A 19,802-nucleotide genomic window follows, 5' to 3' on the forward strand; every position below is an offset into this window, starting at 1 on the left:
CTCAGGGCCCGGGACGCTGGCGCTGGGGCTGCCGGAAACGCAGCACCAGCGCGCGCCCGGCGACACCAGCGGCCAGGACCGCTGCCATAGCCAGGACCGAAGCCCGGGGCAGGGTGAAGGCCAGGACGGCGCAGCCGAGGAAGCCGAGGACGTTCAGCCAGCGGGGGGCGTACCCGGGGTGCGTTGCCAGCGTGAAGGCGGAGGCGTTGGCAACGGCGTAATAGACCAGCACGCCGAAGCTTGAAAAGCCCACCACGGTGATCACGTTGGTGGTCACCAGGAGCAGGATCACGACGGCGGCCACGGCGAGTTCGGCCACATACGGAACGGTATGGCTGCCGCCCACTTTTGCCAGCGGGCCCGGAAGATCGCGTTCCCGTGCCATGGCCAGGGTGGTCCGGCCCACGCCGGTAATCAGTGCGAGGAGGGCGCCCAGGCACGCGGCGGCAGCGCCGGCCTGCACCAGCGGCGCGGCAGGGGCAAGACGGGAATCGAGTACGGCGTCCAGCAGCGGTGTCGCGGATGTCCCGAGCCGCTCTCCGAGGTGGGCAAGCAGGAGCCATGCCAGCAGCAGGTAGATGGCGAAGGCGGCTGCCAGGGCTGCCAGGATGGCCCTGGGGATGGCCCGGGCAGGGTCCTTGACTTCTTCGCCCAGCGTGGCGATCCGGGCGTAGCCGGCAAAAGCGAAAAACACCAGGCCTGCCGCCGGCAGCACCCCCGCCGGATTGTCCGACGGCGCCCCGGCGGGTCCGGCCCCGGCGTGCGGGCCCAGCCACGCAGCAACCCCGACGAACACCAGCGCCGCGAGGACCATGCACAGCAGGATGCGCGTCAGCAGGGCGGTCCGGGTTATGCCGAGCAGGTTGACTCCGGTGAGCGCCACGACAGCGGCCACCGCCACCGGGACCGCGTAATCCCGTGCCACGTAGTTGCCGAACGTCAGAGCCATGGCCGCGCAGGAGGCTGTCTTGCCAGTGACGAAACCCCAGCCGGCCAGGAAGCCCGGCCATTCGCCGAGCTGGTTCCTGCCGTACACGTAGGTCCCGCCGCTGGTGGGGTAAATGGCCGCAAGGGCGGCAGACGCGACGGCATTGCAGTACGCCACCACACCCGCGACGAGCACGGAGAGGACCAGCAGGTTTCCGGCCAGCGCGGCAGCCGGAGCGAAGACCACGAATACCCCGGCGCCCAGCATGGACCCGAGTCCGATCGCGGTGGCGTCAAAGGTCCCGAGCCTGCGCTGCAGCTGCTGCGGTTCGCTCATGCGGTGGCATTGCCCTTCCAGCGGGTAAACTCGGACGGGATCGTTCCCGCAACGATCATATTGAACTTCCCACTGTTTTCCCGCAGAAAGGCGTGCTGTGCTGCGCACACATGACCTCGGATCCCTTCGTTCCGAGCACATTGGACAAACCGTAACCCTGGCCGGCTGGGTGGGCCGCCGTCGTGACCACGGTGGTGTGGCATTCGTCGACCTGCGTGACGCTTCCGGCGTGGCCCAGGTGGTGGTCCGCGAGGAGGAAGTGTTCCACGGACTGCGCAACGAGTACGTCCTGCAGGTCACGGGCACCGTGTCCAAGCGCCCCGAAGGCAATGAGAACCCGGCGCTGGCCACCGGCGGGATCGAGGTCATCGCCGAGGACGTCACCATCCTCAACACCTCCGACCCCCTGCCGTTCCAGATTGACGAACACGTGGAAGTCGGCGAGGAAGCCCGCCTCAAGCACCGCTACCTGGACCTGCGCCGCCCCGGCCCCAGCCGCAACCTGCGGCTCCGTTCCGAGGCCAACCGGGTGGCGCGCGACCTGCTCCACCAGGAGGGCTTCGTGGAGATCGAGACGCCCACCCTCACGCGTTCGACGCCGGAGGGCGCCCGTGACTTCCTGGTTCCGGCACGCCTGGCTCCGGGTTCCTGGTACGCGCTTCCGCAGTCCCCGCAGCTGTTCAAGCAGCTGCTGCAGGTGGGCGGGTTCGAAAAGTACTACCAAATCGCCCGCTGCTACCGCGACGAGGACTTCCGCGCGGACCGGCAGCCGGAATTCACCCAGCTGGACATCGAGGCGAGCTTCGTTGACCAGGACGACATCATCCGGCTGGGCGAGAACATCGTCAAGGCAGTGTGGCAGCTCATCGGGGTGGAGATTCCCACGCCCATCCAGCGCATCACGTACGCGGACGCGATGGCCCGGTACGGCTCCGACAAGCCGGACCTTCGCTTCGGGCTGGAGCTGACCGAGCTCACCGAATTCTTCAAGGACACCAACTTCGGCGTGTTCAAGGCTCCCTACGTGGGCGCCGTCGTCATGCCCGGCGGTGCTTCGCAGGCGCGCCGCGCCCTGGACGCGTGGCAGGAATGGGCCAAGCAGCGCGGCGCCAGGGGCCTCGCGTACGTCCTGTACAAGGAAGACGGCGAGCTCGCCGGCCCTGTGGCGAAGAACCTCACCGAGTTCGAACGCGCGGGACTCGCCGACGCCGTGGGCGCCAAACCGGGCGACTGCATCTTCTTCGCCGCCGGGGAAAAGACTCCGTCGCGTGCCCTGCTGGGTGCCGCCCGCGTGGAAATCGGCCACCGCACCGGCCTGATCGATCCCACTGACTGGGCCTTCTGCTGGGTGGTGGATGCACCCATGTTCGAACCCGCCGCCGCTGCCGTCGCGTCGGGTGATGTTGCCGTCGGTGGAGGCCAGTGGACTGCAGTGCACCACGCTTTCACCTCGCCCAAGCCTGAATTCCTTGACACGTTCGACAAGGATCCCGAATCGGCGCTCTCCTACGCCTACGACATCGTCTGCAATGGCAACGAAATCGGTGGCGGCTCCATTCGTATCCACCAGCGCGAAGTGCAGGAACGCGTCTTCGAACTGATGGGCCTGGACAAGGAAGACGCCCAGACCAAGTTCGGGTTCCTGCTGGAAGGCTTCAAGTACGGCGCGCCCCCGCACGGTGGCATTGCCTTCGGGTGGGACCGCGTGGTGTCGCTGCTGGCGGGCGTCGAGTCCATCCGCGACGTCATCGCCTTCCCGAAGTCCGGCGGCGGCCATGACCCCCTCACCGAGGCCCCGGCCCCGATCACGCCGCAGCAGCGCAAGGAAGCGGGCGTGGACTTCAAGCCGGAGGCCAAGAAACCGGAAGTGAAGAAGCCTGAAGGCCAGCAGTAGTAAACGGTCGCAAGCTTTGGAGGTTCCCCGGTCCACCCGGGGGACCTCCTGCCGTTAAGGAAGGAACAGCGGTGACCACAGCAAGCCCGGTCCAGCCAGTGCCCCTGGGCCTCGAAGCCGCCATGGACGCGGCATGGCCCGCCCTTGAACGCCACGTAGCCGGAGGATGGACCCTTCGGGCGGCCGCGGGCGTCACCCAGCGGGCCAACTCCATCTGGCCGCACAGGGCACCGGGCGATGGCGACGAGGGCAGCGACGACCTCCCGGGCCTGCTCAGGGAGGCCAGGGCCTGGTACCGCAGCCGCCGCCTCCCGGTCATCTTCCAGCTCTTCGACACCCCGCCGGCGTCCGCGCTTCACCGGCTGCTGGACGCGGAGGGCTTCACCCGCCAGTCCGGGACCCTGGTCATGACCCGCAGTGCCATGCACGTCCGGATCCCCGGAGACGAAGCGCCGGCGGTGGAACTTTCAACGGAACCGTCGGGGGAGTGGCTGCGGGTCTGGTGGGACGTGGACGGCCGCGGCGGCAACGATGCGCTGGTGACTGCAAGGGAAATCCTCAAGGGCTGTCCCTCCTTGTATGCGCTGGCGCGTGACGGCGACGGGCGGCCAGCCGCCGTCGGGCGCCTTGCCCTCCCTGACGGCAGTGGGCAGGGCGGCCTGTACTGCATGGCCACCCTTCCGGAAGCGCGCCGCAAGGGTTTCGCAGTCGCCATCCTGCAGGCCCTGCTTCATGCCGGCAAAGCGCGGGGCGTGCACGGTTTCTGGCTGCTGGTCACGGCAGCGAACCACGGGGCGCAGGAGCTGTACGCGAAGGCAGGCTTCCGCGAAGCCGGCCGCTACCTGTACCGTCAGGAGCGCCCCCGGCGCGCCCCCACCGGCTGCTGACCCCAGCCGGGGTGGAAACCGTGGGAACCGGCAGCCGGCCGCTACCCCGGATCCGTCACCGTGACCCGGACCGAGCAGGCATCCGCCGCGGCCTTCTTCAACACGGCGGTCCGGGGCTCGGCAACGTCCAGGTAGGCAAGGCGCGGCAAGCGTGCGTACCCGCGCAGCAGCGGCTCGGCAAGGACCAGGTCCGCCAGGGTCCTGTCGCCGCCGGGCACCACATACTCAAAGGCCGCCCCGCGGAACACCTCCACGGCCTGCTGCGCCACGGCACCCACCAAGGCATCGGCCTGGTTGGAACGGCGGCGGGCAAAGCGCTGCTGGGACTGGCCGCCCGCCGCGGTGCGGGACTGGACGTACCGGGTGCCCGCCTTGGATGCGAGCAGGACGCCCTCACTTGCCACCCCGATGCCGTATCCGCCCCGCCTCACCAGCAGCAGTCCCAGCCGGCGCGGCTGGGAAGCAAGTGCAGCGAGCCGCTCCAGCGGTCCGGTGCCGCGGCCCGGACGACCATCGGCCGGCCACGGAGCCTGCAGGAGCGCCTCCGCGCCGTCGGCCGCCACAAGGAGCAGGCCGTCGTCGCCGTCCTGCAACCGGTAACCGCCGTGGGAGGTGCCGAAGCGTTCCGCCCAGCCCGGCAGCCGCGGGCCGGACACGAATGCTGTCCTCACGGAAGACTGGGCGCCGGAGTGGCCGGGGGCGTGCATGGCGGTTCCTTGCGGTCAGGGGGAGGGGAAAAGCAGGTGCCGGACTGCAAGTAGCCTATCTATGTGGATGATCTCTTCGGGAACGGGCCAGAAAACGACGACGACGACCGTCCCGCCGCCAGGGAGAGCGCCGGTTCCCGGGGCAACGGTTCGCCGCGCAGCCCGCTTGCCGTTCGCATGCGGCCCCGCACCCTGGACGAGGTGGTGGGCCAGCAGCACCTGCTCGGCCAAGGCTCGCCGCTGCGCCAGCTGGCGGCCGGGGCGGGCGCGGACGCCGCCGGTCCGGCCGGACCCAGCTCCCTGATCCTGTGGGGCCCTCCGGGCACCGGCAAGACCACGCTGGCGCACGTCATTGCGCGGGGACCGGGCCGGAAGTTCGTCGAGCTGTCCGCCATCACTGCCGGCGTCAAGGATGTCCGGCGGGTCATGGACGACGCCCTGACCGCCCGCGACCTCTACAAGACCACCACGGTGCTGTTCCTGGACGAGATCCACCGCTTCAACAAGGCCCAGCAGGACGCCCTGCTGCCCGGCGTCGAAAACCGGTGGGTGGTCCTGGTTGCTGCCACCACGGAAAACCCCTCCTTTTCGGTGGTCTCGCCGCTGCTCTCCCGCTCCCTGCTCCTCACGCTCAAGCCCTTGACGGATGCGGACATCGAGGGCCTCCTGGTGAGGGCCGTGGAGGATCCGCGCGGGCTGGGCGGCAAGGTCCGGCTCAGCGAGGAAGCCCTGGAGCACCTGGTCCGGCTGTCCGGCGGCGACGCCCGCAGGGCGCTTACCGCCCTGGAAGCCGCTGCGGGCGTCGCTTTCGGTGACGCGGACGACGTCGAACGTCCAGCGGGGGAGGACGGCGCACCTTCCGAACCTGTCGCCGAAGAGCCGGTCACCGTGGAGCTGCGCCACACCGAGCGCGCCCTGGATGCGGCCGCCGTCCGCTACGACCGTGCCGGGGACCAGCACTACGACGTGGCCAGCGCGTTCATTAAGTCCATCAGGGGATCCGACGTGGACGCGGCCCTGCACTACCTTGCCCGGATGCTCGAGGCGGGGGAGGACCCCCGGTTCGTGGCCCGGCGGATCGTCATCTCCGCGGCCGAGGACGTGGGCATGGCAGATCCCACCGCGCTGCAGACCGCCGTAGCAGCAGCACAGGCCGTGCAGCTCATTGGCATGCCCGAGGGCCGGATCATCCTGGCGGAGGCTGTGGTCCACCTCGCCACCGCCCCCAAGTCGAACGCCGCCTACATGGGCATCAACAAAGCCATCGCAGATGTCCGGGCCGGCCTCGGCGTCGGAATTCCCGCCCACCTGCGCGATGCCCATTACCCGGGCTCCAAGCAGCTGGGCCACGGTGTTGGCTATAAGTACGCCCACGACGCGCCGCACGCAGTGGCCACCCAGCAGTATCCGCCCGATGACCTGGTGGGCCGCGACTACTACCAGCCCACCGGCAACGGTGCTGAACGGGACATCGCCCAACGGCTGGAGCGCCTGCGGAGGATTGTCCGGGGCACGTGATGGCGTGGTAAGCTGAATCTTTGTCTGGCAAGGCGCGGACGCACAATCTCCCCAATTCAGTTTGGCAAGGTTATGCCCTGTGCCCAGTAGCAAAAGGCAGCGGTTGGCCGATGCTCTCCATCGTGGAGGCCAGTAACACTGACACACCGCAGATATTGGAAGGACACAAGTGGCTAACAACACTCGTGCTCGCCGTCAGGCCCGCCTCTCGCGGTCCCTCGGCATTGCCCTGACCCCCAAGGCCGCCAAGTACATGGAGCGCCGTCCGTACGGCCCCGGTGAGCATGGCCGCGCCCGCAAGAAGCAGGACTCCGACTACGCCGTACGTCTGCGCGAAAAGCAGCGCCTGCGTGCACAGTACGGCATCCGCGAAGCACAGATGACCCGTGCCTTCGAAGAAGCCCGCCGCACCAAGGGCCTGACCGGTGAGAACCTCATCGAACTGCTCGAAATGCGCCTTGACGCCCTGGTGCTGCGTGCCGGTTTTGCCCGCACCATCGCCCAGGCCCGCCAGCTGGTTGTGCACCGCCACATCATGGTTGACGGCGTCCGCGTTGACCGTCCGTCGTTCCGCGTCGGCGAGGGCCAGCTGGTCCACGTCCACAGCCGCAGCGAAACCATGGTTCCGCTCCAGGTTGCCGCAGCCGGCGCCCACCGCGACGTCCTGCCTGCCGTTCCGGCCTACCTGGACGTCAAGCTGGAAGCCCTGCAGGCCCGCCTGGTCCGCCGCCCCAAGCGTTCCGAGATCCCGGTGACCTGCGAAGAGCAGCTCGTCGTCGAATTCTACGCACGCTAAATCCCAGCAGCGTACCCAAAGAAGCCCGTGGCAAGCGCCGCGGGCTTCTTTGTATGTAAGGTACTTGGGGGACATCTGCGCGGCGCCCCTTTGCGGTCGCGGGCAGGCTGGAACCCAACCACGGAATTTCGAGGAGATGAACGTCTATGTCTGGTGGCGATATTGCCGGCCTGATCGCTGCCGGGGTGTTCGCGCTCCTGGTCCTGCTGCTTGCGGTCCCCATCCTGAAGCTGGGAAAAGTCTTCGATGAGGTGCGGACCACCATCAGGTCCCTGAGCGACGGCGCCACGCCCCTCATGGACGAGGTCACGGCCACCGTCTCCACGACCAACCAGCAGCTGAAGAAGGTGGACGGCATCTCGTCCAACGTCTCGGATGCCTCGGCCAACATTTCCGCGCTGTCCTCGCTGGTCGCCGCAACGGTCGGCTCCCCGCTGATCAAGGTTGCCGCCTTCAGCTACGGCGTCCGCAGCGCCTTCGCCAACCGACGGAAGCCCGCCGCCGGGCGCCGCAGCCGCTAGATCCGAAAAGAATAAACATGAAGAGAATTGTCTGGATGGGAATCGGCGTGGCCATCGGCGTCATTGCCTTCCGAAAAGTGAGCCAAGCCCAGGCCAGCCTGGGGCCGGAAGGGCTGAACCGCTCTGTGGGCCGGCTGGCCGACGGGGTCTACGACTTCGCCGACGCCGTCCGCGCCGGGATGCGGGAACGGGAAACAGACCTGAGGTCCGCCCTGGGCATCGAGTCCGCTGAAGTGGTCCGCCGCTAGGCCCGGCAGGGCTCAACACCGGCAGCCAGCCAACAACCGGCAGGACCCCCTATCCGGGGCCAGGCCACCTGAACGAAAGACCCGTGCCCCATCGGCGCGGACCAAGAAGGGTAAGAAAACAGCTCATGAAGTCGCAGGAGATCACAAAGCGCTGGGTGGACTTTTTTGTCAGCAAGGGCCACACCGCGGTTCCCTCCGCATCGCTGGTCTCCAGCGACCCCTCGCTGCTGTTCACGGTGGCCGGCATGGTCCCGTTCATTCCCTACCTCACCGCGCGCGAGGAAGCACCATACTCCCGCGCCACCAGTGTCCAGAAGTGCATCCGCACCGGCGACATCGAGGAAGTGGGCAAGACCGCCCGGCACGGCACCTTCTTCCAGATGTGCGGCAACTTCTCCTTTGGCGACTACTTCAAGGAAGACGCCATCAAGTTCGCCTGGGAGCTGCTCACCACGGGCGTTGACGACGGCGGCTACGGCCTTCCGCCCGAGAAGCTGTGGGTGACCGTCTATGAGGAGGACGACGAGGCCGAGGAGCTGTGGCTGAAGAACACCGGCGTCCCCGCCGAACGCATCCAGCGCATGGGCAAGTCGGACAACTACTGGTCAACTGGCCAGCCCGGCCCGGCAGGACCCTGCTCCGAGATCTACTACGACCGCGGACCGGCCTACGGCATCGAAGGCGGACCGCTGGCTGACGAGACCCGCTACATCGAGATCTGGAACCTCGTGTTCATGCAGTACCAGATCGAGAACGTCCGCTCCAAGGTCGACTTTGACATCGTTGGAGAGCTGCCGAAGAAGAACATCGATACCGGCCTGGGCATGGAACGCCTCGCGATGATCCTGCAGGGCGTCGAGAACATGTACGAGACCGACCAGGTCCGCCCCGTAATCGACAAGGCCGCCGAACTCTCCGGCAAGGAGTACACCTCCGCGGAAACCGAGGACGATCCGCACCACACCGACGACGTCCGCATGCGCGTGGTGGCAGACCACGTCCGGTCGGCCCTCATGCTGATCTCCGACGGGGTCACGCCGTCCAACGAAGGACGTGGCTACGTTTTGCGCCGCCTCATCCGCCGCGCCGTGCGCTCCATGCGCCTCCTCGGCGTCGAGCAGGCCTGCCTGCCACACCTGCTGCCGGCTTCACGCGACGCCATGAAGGGCGTCTACCCGGTGGTGGCGACCGATTTCGACCGGATCAGCCGCATCGCCTACGCCGAGGAGAAGGCATTCCTGCGCACCATCGCCTCCGGCACCGCCCGGCTCGAGGACGCGGTCAAGGAGTCGAAGGCGGCCAACAAGCCCCTGTCAGGCGAGGATGCCTTCACCCTGCACGACACCTACGGCTTCCCGATCGACCTCACCCTTGAGATGGCCGAAGAGGCCGGCCTGAAGGTTGATGAGGCGGCGTTCCGCAGCCTCATGCAGGAACAGCGCCAGCGCGCCCAGGCCGACGCCAAGGGCAAGAAGGGCGGCCACGCCGACGTCAGCGTCTTCCAGGAAATCCTGGGCCAGGGCGAGACAGTCTTCACCGGGTACTCCGAACTCGAAGGCGAATCCCGCGTCCGCGGACTGCTCAGCGCGGGCCGGCAGGTCCAGCAGGCGTCCACCGGTGACGAGATCGAACTCGTGCTTGCCGAGACGCCGTTCTACGCCGAAGCCGGCGGCCAGGCCGCAGACACGGGCCTGATCACCGGTGACGGGTTCGTCGTCGAGGTCCTGGACGTCCAGCGCCCTGTGAAGGGACTGAGCGTACACAAGGCGGTTGTCCGCGAAGGTGAAATCGGCGCAGACTCCCTGGTGCGCGCCGCCGTCGACCGTGAACGCCGCCATGCCGCCGAGCAGGCGCACACCGGCACGCACATCGTGCACGCCGCCCTGCACCAGATCCTGGGCCCGGAAGCCACCCAGCGCGGATCCTTCAACAAGGCCGGCTACCTGCGCTTCGATTTTGCCTGGGGCGAGGGGCTGAGCACTGCTACGCGGTCCGAGATCGAAGAGGTCTCCAACCTTGCCATCCGCAACAACTACGCGGTGGAAACGAAGATCATGGGGCTGGCCGAGGCTAAGGCCCTCGGTGCCATGGCGCTCTTCGGCGAGAACTATGGCAGCGAAGTGCGGGTGGTGGAAATCGACGGCGCCTGGTCCCGCGAGCTCTGCGGCGGCACCCACGTCGCCAACACCTCGCTGATCGGCAGCCTGTCCCTGCTGGGCGAACAGTCCGTAGGTTCAGGGAACCGCCGCGTGGAGGCGTTTGTCGGCATGGAGGCCTTCCGCCACCTTGCGGCCGAACGCGCGCTGGTGACTGAGCTGACTGATCTGCTCAAGGTTCCGTCCGGCCAGCTTGCCGACAGGATTTCCGCAACCCTGGCCAAGCTCAAGGCCACGGAGAAGGAATTGGACCGGCTCCGCAAGGAACAGCTTGCTGCGTCGGCCGCCCAGCTGGTCAGCACCGCCCGCGACGCCGGTGGAGTGCAGGTGCTGGCCCATGACGCCGGCACCGTCAGTGGCGCGGACGACCTCCGCGGGCTGGCCCTCGACCTCCGCAACCGCCTGGGTTCCGGTGCGGCGGCCGTTGCCGTCGCCGGCGTCGCCAATGACCGTCCCCTGATCCTGGTGGCCACCAACGAGGCCGCCAGGGAGGCAGGCGTTAAGGCCGGTGCCCTGGTCCGGGTCGCCGCCGGTGTCCTCGGTGGTGGCGGCGGCGGCAAGGACGACGTCGCCCAGGGCGGCGGAACCGACGCCGGAAAGGTCGGCGCTGCCCTGGCAGCCGTCGTCGACGCCATCTCAAGGCGATAACCGGGCCATGACCAGTGCTGTTGCTGACGGCGGCTACCCCCAGGGCGTGAAGCTGGGGGTGGACGTCGGCACCGTCCGCGTAGGGGTGGCCATCTGCGACCGCGATTCGATCCTTGCCACGCCCTATAAGACCCTCGACCGGAACGCTAAAAAGAATTCGGACGTGCGCGTGATCGCCAAGCTCGCGGAAGAGCTTGGAGCCGTTCAGGTCATCGTCGGCCTCCCCAAAACCATGAAGGGCGAGGAACACGCGTCTGCCCGGATGGCGGCCGACTATGCACTGCTTTTGGCAACCGAGCTTGCCGGCCGCGGCCTGGCAGTTCCGGTTAACCTCGTGGACGAACGCCTCAGCAGTGTCTCGGCCCACCGGAACCTGCACGAAGCTGGCATGAGCAGCAGGGACCACCGTAAAGTAGTTGATCAGGTCGCGGCGGCGGGTATTCTTCAGCACGCCATCGACATGCAGAAAGCCAGGGGAGCGGATGTCGGCTCACGCGTGACAGCGCCATCCCCGTCCGTGGACCTGGGGGCCGGTGGGGCGGACCAGCCCGTCCGCGCCATCCCCGCGGACACGAACCAATCTTCAGATAATGGAAGGCAACAGTGAGCCCTGCCAACATTGACGACACCTCCGGTCCGCTGGACCCCGGGGCCGGGAGGCCACTGACCCGCAAGGAACTGCGGGCCCGGGAGAAAAGCCTCAACACCGGAGGCCACGACGCCGTGCCCGAGCAGGCCTACGAAACCGGTGACGTCCCGCCGCCACCGGCGGCACCTCCTGCCGCCGCGGCGGCCGCGCCCACCTTTGCCCCGCATCCCGTTACTGGAGAGGTCCCGGCAGCACCGCAAACGCCACCGTCCATCCAGGACGACCACGCCGTGCACGGCACCTCCGAAGAAGGTGCCGCCGGCGCGCCGCCGCCCCCGAGCCACCCCGACGACGTACCGCACCATGGGGAAGCGGCGCACCATGACGACGCCGCCCACCAGGACGAGGTGCACTACGCCGACGCGCACCATGGGGAAGCGGCGCACCACGACGACGTCCCGCACCACGGGGACGAGGTCCACTACGCCGACGCACACCACCACGACGTCCCGCACCAGGACAGCCACCTCCACCATGAGGAGGACGTGCACGGCCACTACGGGTCGACGGATTACCACCACGGCGACACCCACCCGGAGTCGGCGCACGTGGACCCGGTGGCCGGAATCCTCCCGGCAGCGTCCGCTGAAGTGGTGAAGCGGCCGTCCAAGAAGGTCCGGCGCCGCCGCAGGCTGCTGGCCCTGTTCCTGACCCTTGCTGTCTTTGTGACGGCGGTCGCCGTAGGCGCCCAGTTCCTCAAACCTTTGCTGGGCGACGGGAAGCCATCGGACTTTCCCGGTCCCGGAACCGGCGAGGTGCACGTGACCGTTGCCAGCGGCGAGGGGACGCGCTCCGTCGCCACCGAGCTGGAAAACCAGCGTGTCGTAGCCAACGCGGACACTTTCATGCAGGCGTTCCGTGCCTCCGGGGCAACCTTGTCGCCCGGCGACTACGTCTTCAAGAACGAAATGAAGAACGCCGATGCCGTCAATGTCCTGGCCGGCAAGGACAAGACCAAAGTCATCTACTTTGCGCTGAGTGCGGGCCTGCGGATCAGCGAGTCCCTGCAGGCGATCTCCGAGGGCTCCGGAGCGTCCATGCAGCAACTTCAGGCGCTCAGCAACCAACCGGCCCAGTTCGGCCTACCGGCCAACGCCAAGAACCTCGAAGGCTACCTCGCTCCCGGCGAGTACCGCTTTCCGCTGGGCACCCCTGTCAAGGACATCCTGCAGGCCTTGGTGAAGTCCACCACCGACGAACTGGTATCCCAGGGCATCACCGATCCGGCCAAACAGTACGAGGCCGTCATTGTGGCAAGCATCGTCCAGGCCGAAGGCGGGCAGGCCGACTACGGCGATGTGGCCGGTGCCATCTACAACCGGCTCAAGCCCAACGACCAGACCGGCGGGTTCCTGCAGGTTGACTCGGCCGTCACGTACGGCCTGGGCACCCGGAGCTTCAACTTCACTGATGAGCAGCGGAAGGACAAGTCCAACCCGTACAACACCTACGCCAATCCGGGACTGCCGCCCGGGCCCATCGGCTCACCGGGCAAGACCGCCATCGACGCTGCCGCCCGGCCCAAGGCCAACGACTACCTGTACTGGGTGACCGTGAACCTGGACACCAAGGAGACCAAGTTCGCCAAGACGCTGGCCGAACACAACACCTACGTTGAGCAGTACAACGCGTGGTGCCAGGCCAACGCGGGCCGCTGCACATGAGCCTGCGGGCTGCCGTCCTTGGCCACCCGATCAGCCACTCGAAGTCCCCGGCGCTGCACCTCTCCGCCTACGGGCAGCTCGGGGCGGGCATCAGTTACACGGCCATCGACGTCACGGAGGCGCTGCTGCCAGCGTTCATGCGACAGATCCGGGACCAGCCGGGCTGGCGGGGCCTCTCGGTGACCATGCCCCTGAAGACGGCCATGCTGGACGAGGTGGACGAGGTACGTGGGGTGGCGGGGACCCTCGGCGTGGTCAACACCGTAACGTTCGAGGAATCGGCGGGCAGCGTGAAGACTGTGGGCTCGAATACGGACGTCACAGGCATCGTCAACGCCCTGCGGCACGCCGGCACCAAGGCGGCCCCGTCGGCCGTCATCCTCGGCGGCGGCGGAACAGCGGCATCGGCCATCGCTGCCCTGCAGGAGCTGGGCACCGGCACCGTGCAGGTCTTTGTCCGTGATGCGTCCCGGACGTCGGAGGTCCGCTCCGCCGCTGACAGCCTGGACGTGGCCCTCGAAATCCGTCCGCTGGCTGCGGCCGCCCGTCCCACTGCGGAGGCCGACGTCGTCATTTCCACCCTGCCGCCCCGCGCGGCAGATGGACTCGCCGCGGAAATTGCGGCGCTGAAGACCAGGACCCCCGGCGTCCTGCTGGACGTTGCCTACGATCCGTGGCCCAGCCTGATTGCTTCCGTGTGGCAGGCCGGCGGGGGTGCCGTAGTGCCCGGCCTGGAAATGCTGCTGTACCAGGCCGTGGAACAGGTGCGGCTCTTCACCCGGCGCGGGGAAGACGTTAATGCAGCTGTCATAGATGTGATGTGTGACGCAGTCGGCCTTGCCCGGCGGGCGTTCTGACCGCCCTACGTGGCAGGATGGAAATTATGCGTTGGTTGACTGCCGGTGAATCCCATGGCCCGGCTCTGATGGGAATTATTGAAGGCGTCCCCGCCGGTGTGGAAATCACCGGCGGCCACATCGCAGACTCCCTGGCCCGCCGCCGGCTTGGCTACGGGCGGGGGGCCCGGATGAAGTTCGAGCAGGACGTGGTCACTATCCTCGGCGGTGTCCGGCACGGCCTGACCCAGGGCGGTCCCGTCGCCATCCAGGTGGCGAACACCGAATGGCCCAAGTGGGAGCAGATCATGTCCGCCGACCCGGTGGAACCCGGACTCCTCGCCGACCAGGCGCGCAACGCGCCCCTGACGCGGCCGCGCCCGGGGCACGCCGACTTCACGGGCATGCAGAAGTACGGCTTCGACGAAGCCCGCCCGGTGCTGGAGCGCGCCAGCGCACGGGAGACCGCCACCCGCGTGGCACTGGGGACCGTCGCGGCCCAGTTCCTCAAGCACCTCGGCATTGAACTTGTCAGCCATACCGTGTCCATCGCCAGCGTGACGGTACCCGAAGGCCGCCCGCTGCCCGTGCCCGGTGACGTCATCGCCCTGGACACGGACCCCCTGCGCTGCTTCGACCGCGAAACTTCGGACGCCATGGTGGCCGAAGTGGATGCTGCGCACAAGGAAGGCGAAACCCTGGGCGGCGTGGTGGAAGTCCTGGCGTACGGGCTACCGCCCGGACTGGGCAGCTACGTGCACTGGGACCGCCGCCTCGACGCCAGGCTGGCGGCCGCCCTCATGGGCATCCAGGCCATCAAGGGGGTTGAGGTCGGCGACGGCTTCCTGACCGCTGCACGCCGTGGCTCCGCTGCCCACGACGAAATCGTCCGGGACGGCGACGGCCGCATTGTCCGCGCCAGCAACCGCGCCGGCGGCATCGAAGGCGGCATGAGCATCGGCGATGTCCTCCGGGTCCGCGCAGCCATGAAGCCCATCGCAACCGTTCCGCGCGCCCTGCGGACCATCGACGTCAGCACCGGCGAGCCGGCCAAGGCACACCACCAGCGCTCGGATGTCTGCGCAGTTCCGGCTGCCGGCGTGGTGGCCGAGGCCATGGTGGCCCTGGTCCTCGCTGAAGCCGTCATTGAAAAGTTCGGCGGTGACTCCGTGGCGGAAACCGCGCGCAACATCAAGGGTTACCTGGACAGCATCCCGGCATCCCTGGACTCGATCGGCCAGTAGTGCTCCACCGCAGCAGTCCCGGACCTCTCGGCGACCGGCCGATAGTGCTCATCGGCCCGATGGCCGTGGGAAAATCGGCCATCGGACAGCAGCTCGCCCAGCAGGTGGGCGCCAGGTTCATCGACACGGACGCGGTGATCGTGGCCGGCCACGGGTCCATCGCGGACATCTTCGCAGGACGCGGCGAGCACGCGTTCCGGGAGATCGAGGCCCGGACCGTCGCCGACGCCGTCGAGGAAGCCGAAGGCACACCCACGATAATTTCGCTGGGCGGCGGGGCTGTACTCGACTCGGGAACGCAGCAACTGATCAGCCGCTGCACCGTTGTGTACCTGGAGTGCGACGCCGATACCGTGGCGGACCGGATAGCCCGGAACTCCGGCCGTCCCCTCCTCGCCGGCGATGCCATGGGCCGCTGGACGGCAATGTTCGCCACCCGCAGGCCGGTCTACGAGAGGCTGGCCGACATCACCCTGGACGTCCGCCACGGCTCAATACCTGAGCTCGGCGGCCGGCTGGAAGCAGCACTGCGGAACCACGCAGCTGCCAAACAGGAAGTTGAAAAGTGAACACGCAATCAACAGTCATCAACGTCACCGGCGAAGGTGCCGGCAACAACTACGGCGTCGTCGTCGGGCGCGGCCTGCTTGGTGACCTTCCCGGGCTGCTCGGGGAGCGCGTCCGGCGGGTCCTGGTGATCCACCCCCGTGCCCTGCGCCTCACCGGAGACACTGTCCGGGACGAACTCGCCGCTGCCGGCTTCACCTCCCTCACCGCCGAAATCCCGGACGCGGAAGAAGGCAAGCACATCCAGGTGGCCGCTTTCTGCTGGCAGGTCCTCGGCCAGAATGATTTCACCCGCTCCGATGCCATTGTTGCCGTGGGCGGGGGCGCGGTGACCGACCTCGCCGGCTTCGTCGCCGCCACCTGGCTGCGCGGGGTCAAGGTCATCCACATGCCCACCAGCCTGCTGGGCATGGTGGATGCGTCCGTGGGCGGCAAGACCGGCATCAACACCGCTGAGGGAAAGAACCTGGTGGGTGCCTTCCACCCGCCCGCTGCCGTCCTGGCGGACCTGGACACGCTGGACACGCTGCCGAAAAACGAGATGATTTCCGGCCTCGCCGAGGTCATCAAGTGCGGCTTCATCGCCGATCCCGCCATCCTTGACCTGGTCGAAACGGACCCCGCCGCGGTGGTGGACCCCCGCTCCGAAGCGCTCCGCGAACTCGTTGAACGGGCCATTGCGGTCAAGGCGAAGGTGGTCTCCGAGGACCTCAAGGAATCCGGCCTCCGGGAGATCCTGAACTACGGCCACACCCTGGGCCACGCCATCGAACTGGTGGAACGCTACTCCTGGCGGCACGGGGCCGCCGTGTCCGTCGGGATGATGTTCGCCGCGGAACTCGCCCGCAGCGTCGGGCGGCTCAGCGATGCCGACGCCGACCGGCACCGGAGCATCCTTGACGGGCTTGGGCTTCCTGTCACCTACCGGCGGGACCGGTGGCAGGGCCTGCTCGACGGTATGCGCCGTGACAAGAAATCCCGGGGGGACCTGCTGCGCTTCGTCGTCCTGGACGGCATCGCCAAGCCCGGAATCCTCGACGTCCCGGACACGTCGCTGCTGTTTGCCGCCTACCAGGAGATTGCTTCCTGATGCAGGGCGACATGAGTGGGACCGCTGACTGGCCAGAGGCCGGCTTCCCGGGGATCAGGATCAACCCGGATACCCTGCGCGCGCAGATCATCAACGAGGACGCGGTCAGGGAGGCCCTGGCTGCCTCCACCGACCCTGCCGACCCGATCTTCGTGCTGCTCGTGGAGGGCCATGCCTCCGACGCCGCCGAACTGCTTGCCGAAGCCCGGTTCAAGGACCCGGAATCATTCCGGCTGCGCCTTTTCGAGGCCGAGGTGCTGAGCGTCTCGCACCGGATGGACCGCGCCATCGAGTTGTTCCGCCAGCTCGTCGCCGAGGTGCACGGGACACCCCGCGAAGCGCCCGCATTGCAATACCTGGGACGCACCCAATACGCGGCCGGCCAGACCTCGGCCGCCGTTGAGTCCTTCTCCAAGGCCCTGGACCTCCGGGTGGCACAGTCAGCGGATGCGGCCCAGATCTACTCCTCCACCGTGGCCTTGCAGCGCGCCCGGGACGTCCTGGACCTGGCCTGCTGAGCCCCGTCCCGCAGCACCGGAAAGGCTTCCCGGTATTTACCGGTAGAATGGTTGTGGAATTTTTGCATCCACGCGATTTTTGACAAACACGTGCAGGCGGGCCGTTGCGGCGTGCCCGCCCGGCATACAGCATCTGACCACGCGGCCAGACAAAGAAACCAGAGGAAACCAGTGGCAACCACTAACGACATTAAGAACGGAACGGTCCTGAAGCTCGAGGGCCAGCTCTGGAACGTCATCGAATTCCAGCACGTCAAGCCCGGCAAGGGCGGCGCCTTTGTGCGGACCAAGATGCGCAACGTGATGTCCGGCAAGGTTGTTGACAAGACGTTCAACGCCGGGCTCAAGATCGAGACGGCCACCGTGGACCGCCGTGACTACCAGTACCTGTACCAGGACGGTGCGGATTTCGTCTTCATGGACACCTCCGACTACGACCAGATCACCGTCTCCGGCGCCACGGTTGGCGACGCCACCAACTTCATGCTCGAAAACCAGATGGTCAACATTGCCATCCATGACGGCAACCCCCTCTACATCGAACTGCCGCCAAGCGTCGTCCTCGAAATCACCTACACGGAGCCGGGCCTGCAGGGCGACCGCTCCTCCGCAGGCACCAAGCCGGCCACCCTGGAGACCGGCTACGAAATCCAGGTCCCGCTGTTCATCGAGAACAACACCAAGGTCAAGGTGGACACCCGCGACGGCAGCTACCTGGGCCGGGTTTCTGAGTAGTGAGCGCCCGCGGTAAAGCCCGCAGCAGGGCACTGGATGTTCTTTTCGAAGCGGAGCAGCGCTCTGTTTCGGCGTTCGACGTGCTTCGCGCACGCCGCGAAAAGACCGACCAGGTGGTCAACCCCTACACCCTTGAAATCGTTGAAGGCGTAGTCTCCCAGCAGGCGGCCATCGACGAGTTCCTGGAGACTTACTCGCAGGGCTGGACCCTGGAGCGCATGCCCTCCGTGGACCGAATCATCCTGCGCATTGGCACCTGGGAACTCCTGTACAACGACGACGTCCCTGACGGGGTGGCGGTCAGCGAGGCAGTTGCGCTGGCCAAGACCTTGTCCACCGACGAGTCTCCGCAGTTCATCAACGGCCTGCTGGGCCGGCTGCAGCAGCTGAAGCCCTCACTGCTCGCCTGACCCAAGGACAATGCACCGTAACAGCAGAAGGCCCCGCCACCGGCGGGGCCTTCTGCGTTGACGGCCGGTCGTCAGCCGGCCACCGCCGCGCGCAGGGAGAGGATGTGCTGGAGTTGCTGCCTTTCTTCGGCCTGGTGCAGCGGCACGTCGCGTCCACTGAGGATGCGCTGCCGGGTGTTGGCCAGCTGGGTGGCTGCCTTCAGGAATTGCTTCATCTGTCGTTTCCGTCCCGACCTTGCAGCCCACGCCAGGGCCGTGCGCCGGCCACCCACCGTAGCCAGCAACTGGACTTCGGCCGGGGTGAACCAGCCCGCGGCCGAGTACTCCAGCAGGCGCTGGCGGGTCAGGCGTTTCTCGGCCACCCGCAGGAAGATGATGCCGGCCACGGCGAGCAGGAAGATCGGTACCTGGACCACGATGTAATCCAGCAGGAACCCCTGGCCCATGCTGTTCCACCTGTTATGCAGGAACATGGCCGGCAGCAGTCCCACGAAGAATGCACCGATTGATGCGCCCGTATGCCAGCGCCGGGCGGCGAAACCCATCACCAGGCCCGTGGTGCCGGTGAAGATCGCATGGGCGAACGGGGACATGACGCCGCGGAGGAAGAAGACCTGGGCGAGGCCGCCGGCAGGGGATGCGGACTCTGCAATGGCACGGCCAAAGTAGAGGATGTTCTCGGTGAACGCGAATCCGCCGGCGATGGTGAAGGCGAACACCACGCCGTCCACGGGGCCGTCGAATTGCCGGCGCGCCGCGAGGAGGAGGATCAACAATCCAAGCGATTTGGCGAATTCCTCAACGATGGGCGCCTGCACTGTTGCCATGTAGGTCCGAAGGTCCGGTTCTCCGGTGAACTGGAACGCGAAGACGAAGAACGGCTGGATCAACAGCGTCACGGCAACGGACACCGCCGCACCCCACGTGAAAGCGAAGAACAGCAGGCGCTTGGGCTCCGGCTCCCACCTGTCGATGATGTGGACGGCGGCCAGGACCACGGCCAGGGGGACCAGGGACGCCAGGAAGCCGATCAGGAAGCCTGCGGCCCCGGTGTTGGACAGCAGGAACGGCACCACCAGGAACAGGCTGAGGAACGCCAGTATGCCGCCGGCGACCGACAGGCCTGCCAGGCCGCCGCGGGTCCGCGGCGCCGTTGCCCGGGCAGGGGCCATCACGGCCAGCGGCTGGCCCTGGTGGCCCGGGGCGGTCCGGTAGTGCTCCGGGTGTACGTGGCCCATCCAGCTGGGATTGGCCTGCTGCGGCAGGGGGCCGGGCGTGCCGCGGTAGGGGTCGTCGGGAAGCCCGGAAGGGGGTTGCTGCGGGTACATCGCCATATCCGAAAGCCTAGGCGCGTACCTCCGCACCACAAAGAACCCCCGCATCGGACCGCTGGAATGTGATCAGCGCCGCGTTCCCGCGGCACCGGACCGGGAAAGTCCGTGTGGTAATT

Annotated in this window: 19 protein-coding genes; 16 read left to right on the plus strand and 3 right to left on the minus strand. The window is 67.4% G+C overall.

Features of this window, described 5'->3' with window-relative positions:
* Position 1 precedes the first annotated feature (1 nt).
* Positions 2-1,264, minus strand: coding sequence for an APC family permease (locus tag NIBR502771_RS14340; RefSeq protein WP_141160335.1), 1,263 nt, complete (start codon positions 1,262-1,264; stop codon positions 2-4).
* Between the two features lie 97 nt (positions 1,265-1,361).
* On the opposite strand from NIBR502771_RS14340, the gene aspS reads away from it, so the two are divergent.
* Positions 1,362-3,158, plus strand: coding sequence for an aspartate--tRNA ligase (gene aspS / locus NIBR502771_RS14345; RefSeq protein ID WP_141160336.1), 1,797 nt, complete (start codon positions 1,362-1,364; stop codon positions 3,156-3,158).
* 122 nt (positions 3,159-3,280) lie between these two features.
* Positions 3,281-4,045 carry an N-acetyltransferase gene (locus NIBR502771_RS14350; RefSeq protein ID WP_141161571.1) on the plus strand — a complete coding sequence of 255 codons (765 nt, stop codon included), beginning with the start codon at positions 3,281-3,283 and terminating at the stop codon, positions 4,043-4,045.
* A 41-nt stretch (positions 4,046-4,086) separates the two neighbouring features.
* Here NIBR502771_RS14350 and NIBR502771_RS14355 read toward each other — a convergent pair whose 3' ends face one another.
* Positions 4,087-4,752: an acVLRF1 family peptidyl-tRNA hydrolase gene (locus NIBR502771_RS14355; protein ID WP_141160337.1), complete on the minus strand. Its 666-nt coding sequence runs from the start codon at positions 4,750-4,752 to the stop codon at positions 4,087-4,089.
* A 63-nt stretch (positions 4,753-4,815) separates the two neighbouring features.
* Here NIBR502771_RS14355 and NIBR502771_RS14360 point away from each other — a divergent pair, with 63 nt between their 5' ends.
* The 14 genes from NIBR502771_RS14360 (at position 4,816) to nusB (ending at position 18,352) form a co-directional block, all read left to right on the plus strand.
* Positions 4,816-6,270 carry a replication-associated recombination protein A gene (locus tag NIBR502771_RS14360; protein ID WP_141160338.1) on the plus strand — a complete coding sequence of 485 codons (1,455 nt, stop codon included), beginning with the start codon at positions 4,816-4,818 and terminating at the stop codon, positions 6,268-6,270.
* Positions 6,271-6,439: 169 nt separating this feature from the next.
* Positions 6,440-7,066 carry a 30S ribosomal protein S4 gene (gene rpsD / locus NIBR502771_RS14365; RefSeq protein WP_009357431.1) on the plus strand — a complete coding sequence of 209 codons (627 nt, stop codon included), beginning with the start codon at positions 6,440-6,442 and terminating at the stop codon, positions 7,064-7,066.
* Positions 7,067-7,212: 146 nt separating this feature from the next.
* Positions 7,213-7,587: a DUF948 domain-containing protein gene (locus tag NIBR502771_RS14370; protein ID WP_141160339.1), complete on the plus strand. Its 375-nt coding sequence runs from the start codon at positions 7,213-7,215 to the stop codon at positions 7,585-7,587.
* A 17-nt stretch (positions 7,588-7,604) separates the two neighbouring features.
* Positions 7,605-7,835, plus strand: coding sequence for a DUF6167 family protein (locus tag NIBR502771_RS14375; RefSeq protein WP_246839678.1), 231 nt, complete (start codon positions 7,605-7,607; stop codon positions 7,833-7,835).
* Between the two features lie 125 nt (positions 7,836-7,960).
* Entirely contained in the window at positions 7,961-10,639 is a 2,679-nt protein-coding gene (alaS, locus tag NIBR502771_RS14380; RefSeq protein ID WP_141160340.1) for an alanine--tRNA ligase, read from the plus strand.
* A 7-nt stretch (positions 10,640-10,646) separates the two neighbouring features.
* Positions 10,647-11,246 (plus strand): Holliday junction resolvase RuvX, encoded by a 600-nt coding sequence (gene ruvX / locus NIBR502771_RS14385; RefSeq protein WP_141160341.1) that lies wholly within the window; start codon positions 10,647-10,649, stop codon positions 11,244-11,246.
* The gene (mltG, locus tag NIBR502771_RS14390; RefSeq protein ID WP_141160342.1) at positions 11,243-12,952 is read left to right on the plus strand and encodes an endolytic transglycosylase MltG; all 1,710 of its coding nucleotides are present in this window, start codon (positions 11,243-11,245) and stop codon (positions 12,950-12,952) included. Before ruvX ends, mltG begins: the two co-directional genes overlap by 4 nt.
* The gene (locus tag NIBR502771_RS14395; protein WP_141160343.1) at positions 12,949-13,809 is read left to right on the plus strand and encodes a shikimate dehydrogenase; all 861 of its coding nucleotides are present in this window, start codon (positions 12,949-12,951) and stop codon (positions 13,807-13,809) included. Before mltG ends, NIBR502771_RS14395 begins: the two co-directional genes overlap by 4 nt.
* 23 nt (positions 13,810-13,832) lie before the next feature.
* Positions 13,833-15,032 (plus strand): chorismate synthase, encoded by a 1,200-nt coding sequence (gene aroC / locus NIBR502771_RS14400; RefSeq protein WP_141161573.1) that lies wholly within the window; start codon positions 13,833-13,835, stop codon positions 15,030-15,032.
* 59 nt (positions 15,033-15,091) lie between these two features.
* A complete protein-coding gene (locus tag NIBR502771_RS14405) occupies positions 15,092-15,601 on the plus strand; it encodes a shikimate kinase (protein WP_246839679.1) in 510 nt (169 codons plus the stop codon).
* Entirely contained in the window at positions 15,598-16,689 is a 1,092-nt protein-coding gene (gene aroB / locus NIBR502771_RS14410; protein ID WP_141160345.1) for a 3-dehydroquinate synthase, read from the plus strand. The genes NIBR502771_RS14405 and aroB overlap by 4 nt, the downstream gene beginning before the upstream one ends.
* A complete protein-coding gene (locus NIBR502771_RS14415; RefSeq protein WP_141160346.1) occupies positions 16,689-17,207 on the plus strand; it encodes a tetratricopeptide repeat protein in 519 nt (172 codons plus the stop codon). The genes aroB and NIBR502771_RS14415 overlap by 1 nt, the downstream gene beginning before the upstream one ends.
* A gap of 171 nt (positions 17,208-17,378) precedes the next feature.
* A complete protein-coding gene (gene efp, locus NIBR502771_RS14420) occupies positions 17,379-17,942 on the plus strand; it encodes an elongation factor P (RefSeq protein ID WP_141160347.1) in 564 nt (187 codons plus the stop codon).
* Positions 17,942-18,352, plus strand: a complete 411-nt coding sequence (nusB, locus tag NIBR502771_RS14425) for a transcription antitermination factor NusB (RefSeq protein WP_141160348.1) — start codon at positions 17,942-17,944, stop codon at positions 18,350-18,352. Before efp ends, nusB begins: the two co-directional genes overlap by 1 nt.
* Positions 18,353-18,423: 71 nt before the next feature.
* Here nusB and NIBR502771_RS14430 read toward each other — a convergent pair whose 3' ends face one another.
* Positions 18,424-19,686, minus strand: a complete 1,263-nt coding sequence (locus NIBR502771_RS14430; protein WP_141160349.1) for a PrsW family intramembrane metalloprotease — start codon at positions 19,684-19,686, stop codon at positions 18,424-18,426.
* Positions 19,687-19,802 lie beyond the last annotated feature (116 nt).

Source organism: Pseudarthrobacter sp. NIBRBAC000502771 (genome assembly GCF_006517215.1).
Classification (GTDB): Bacteria; Actinomycetota; Actinomycetes; order Actinomycetales; family Micrococcaceae; genus Arthrobacter; species Arthrobacter niigatensis.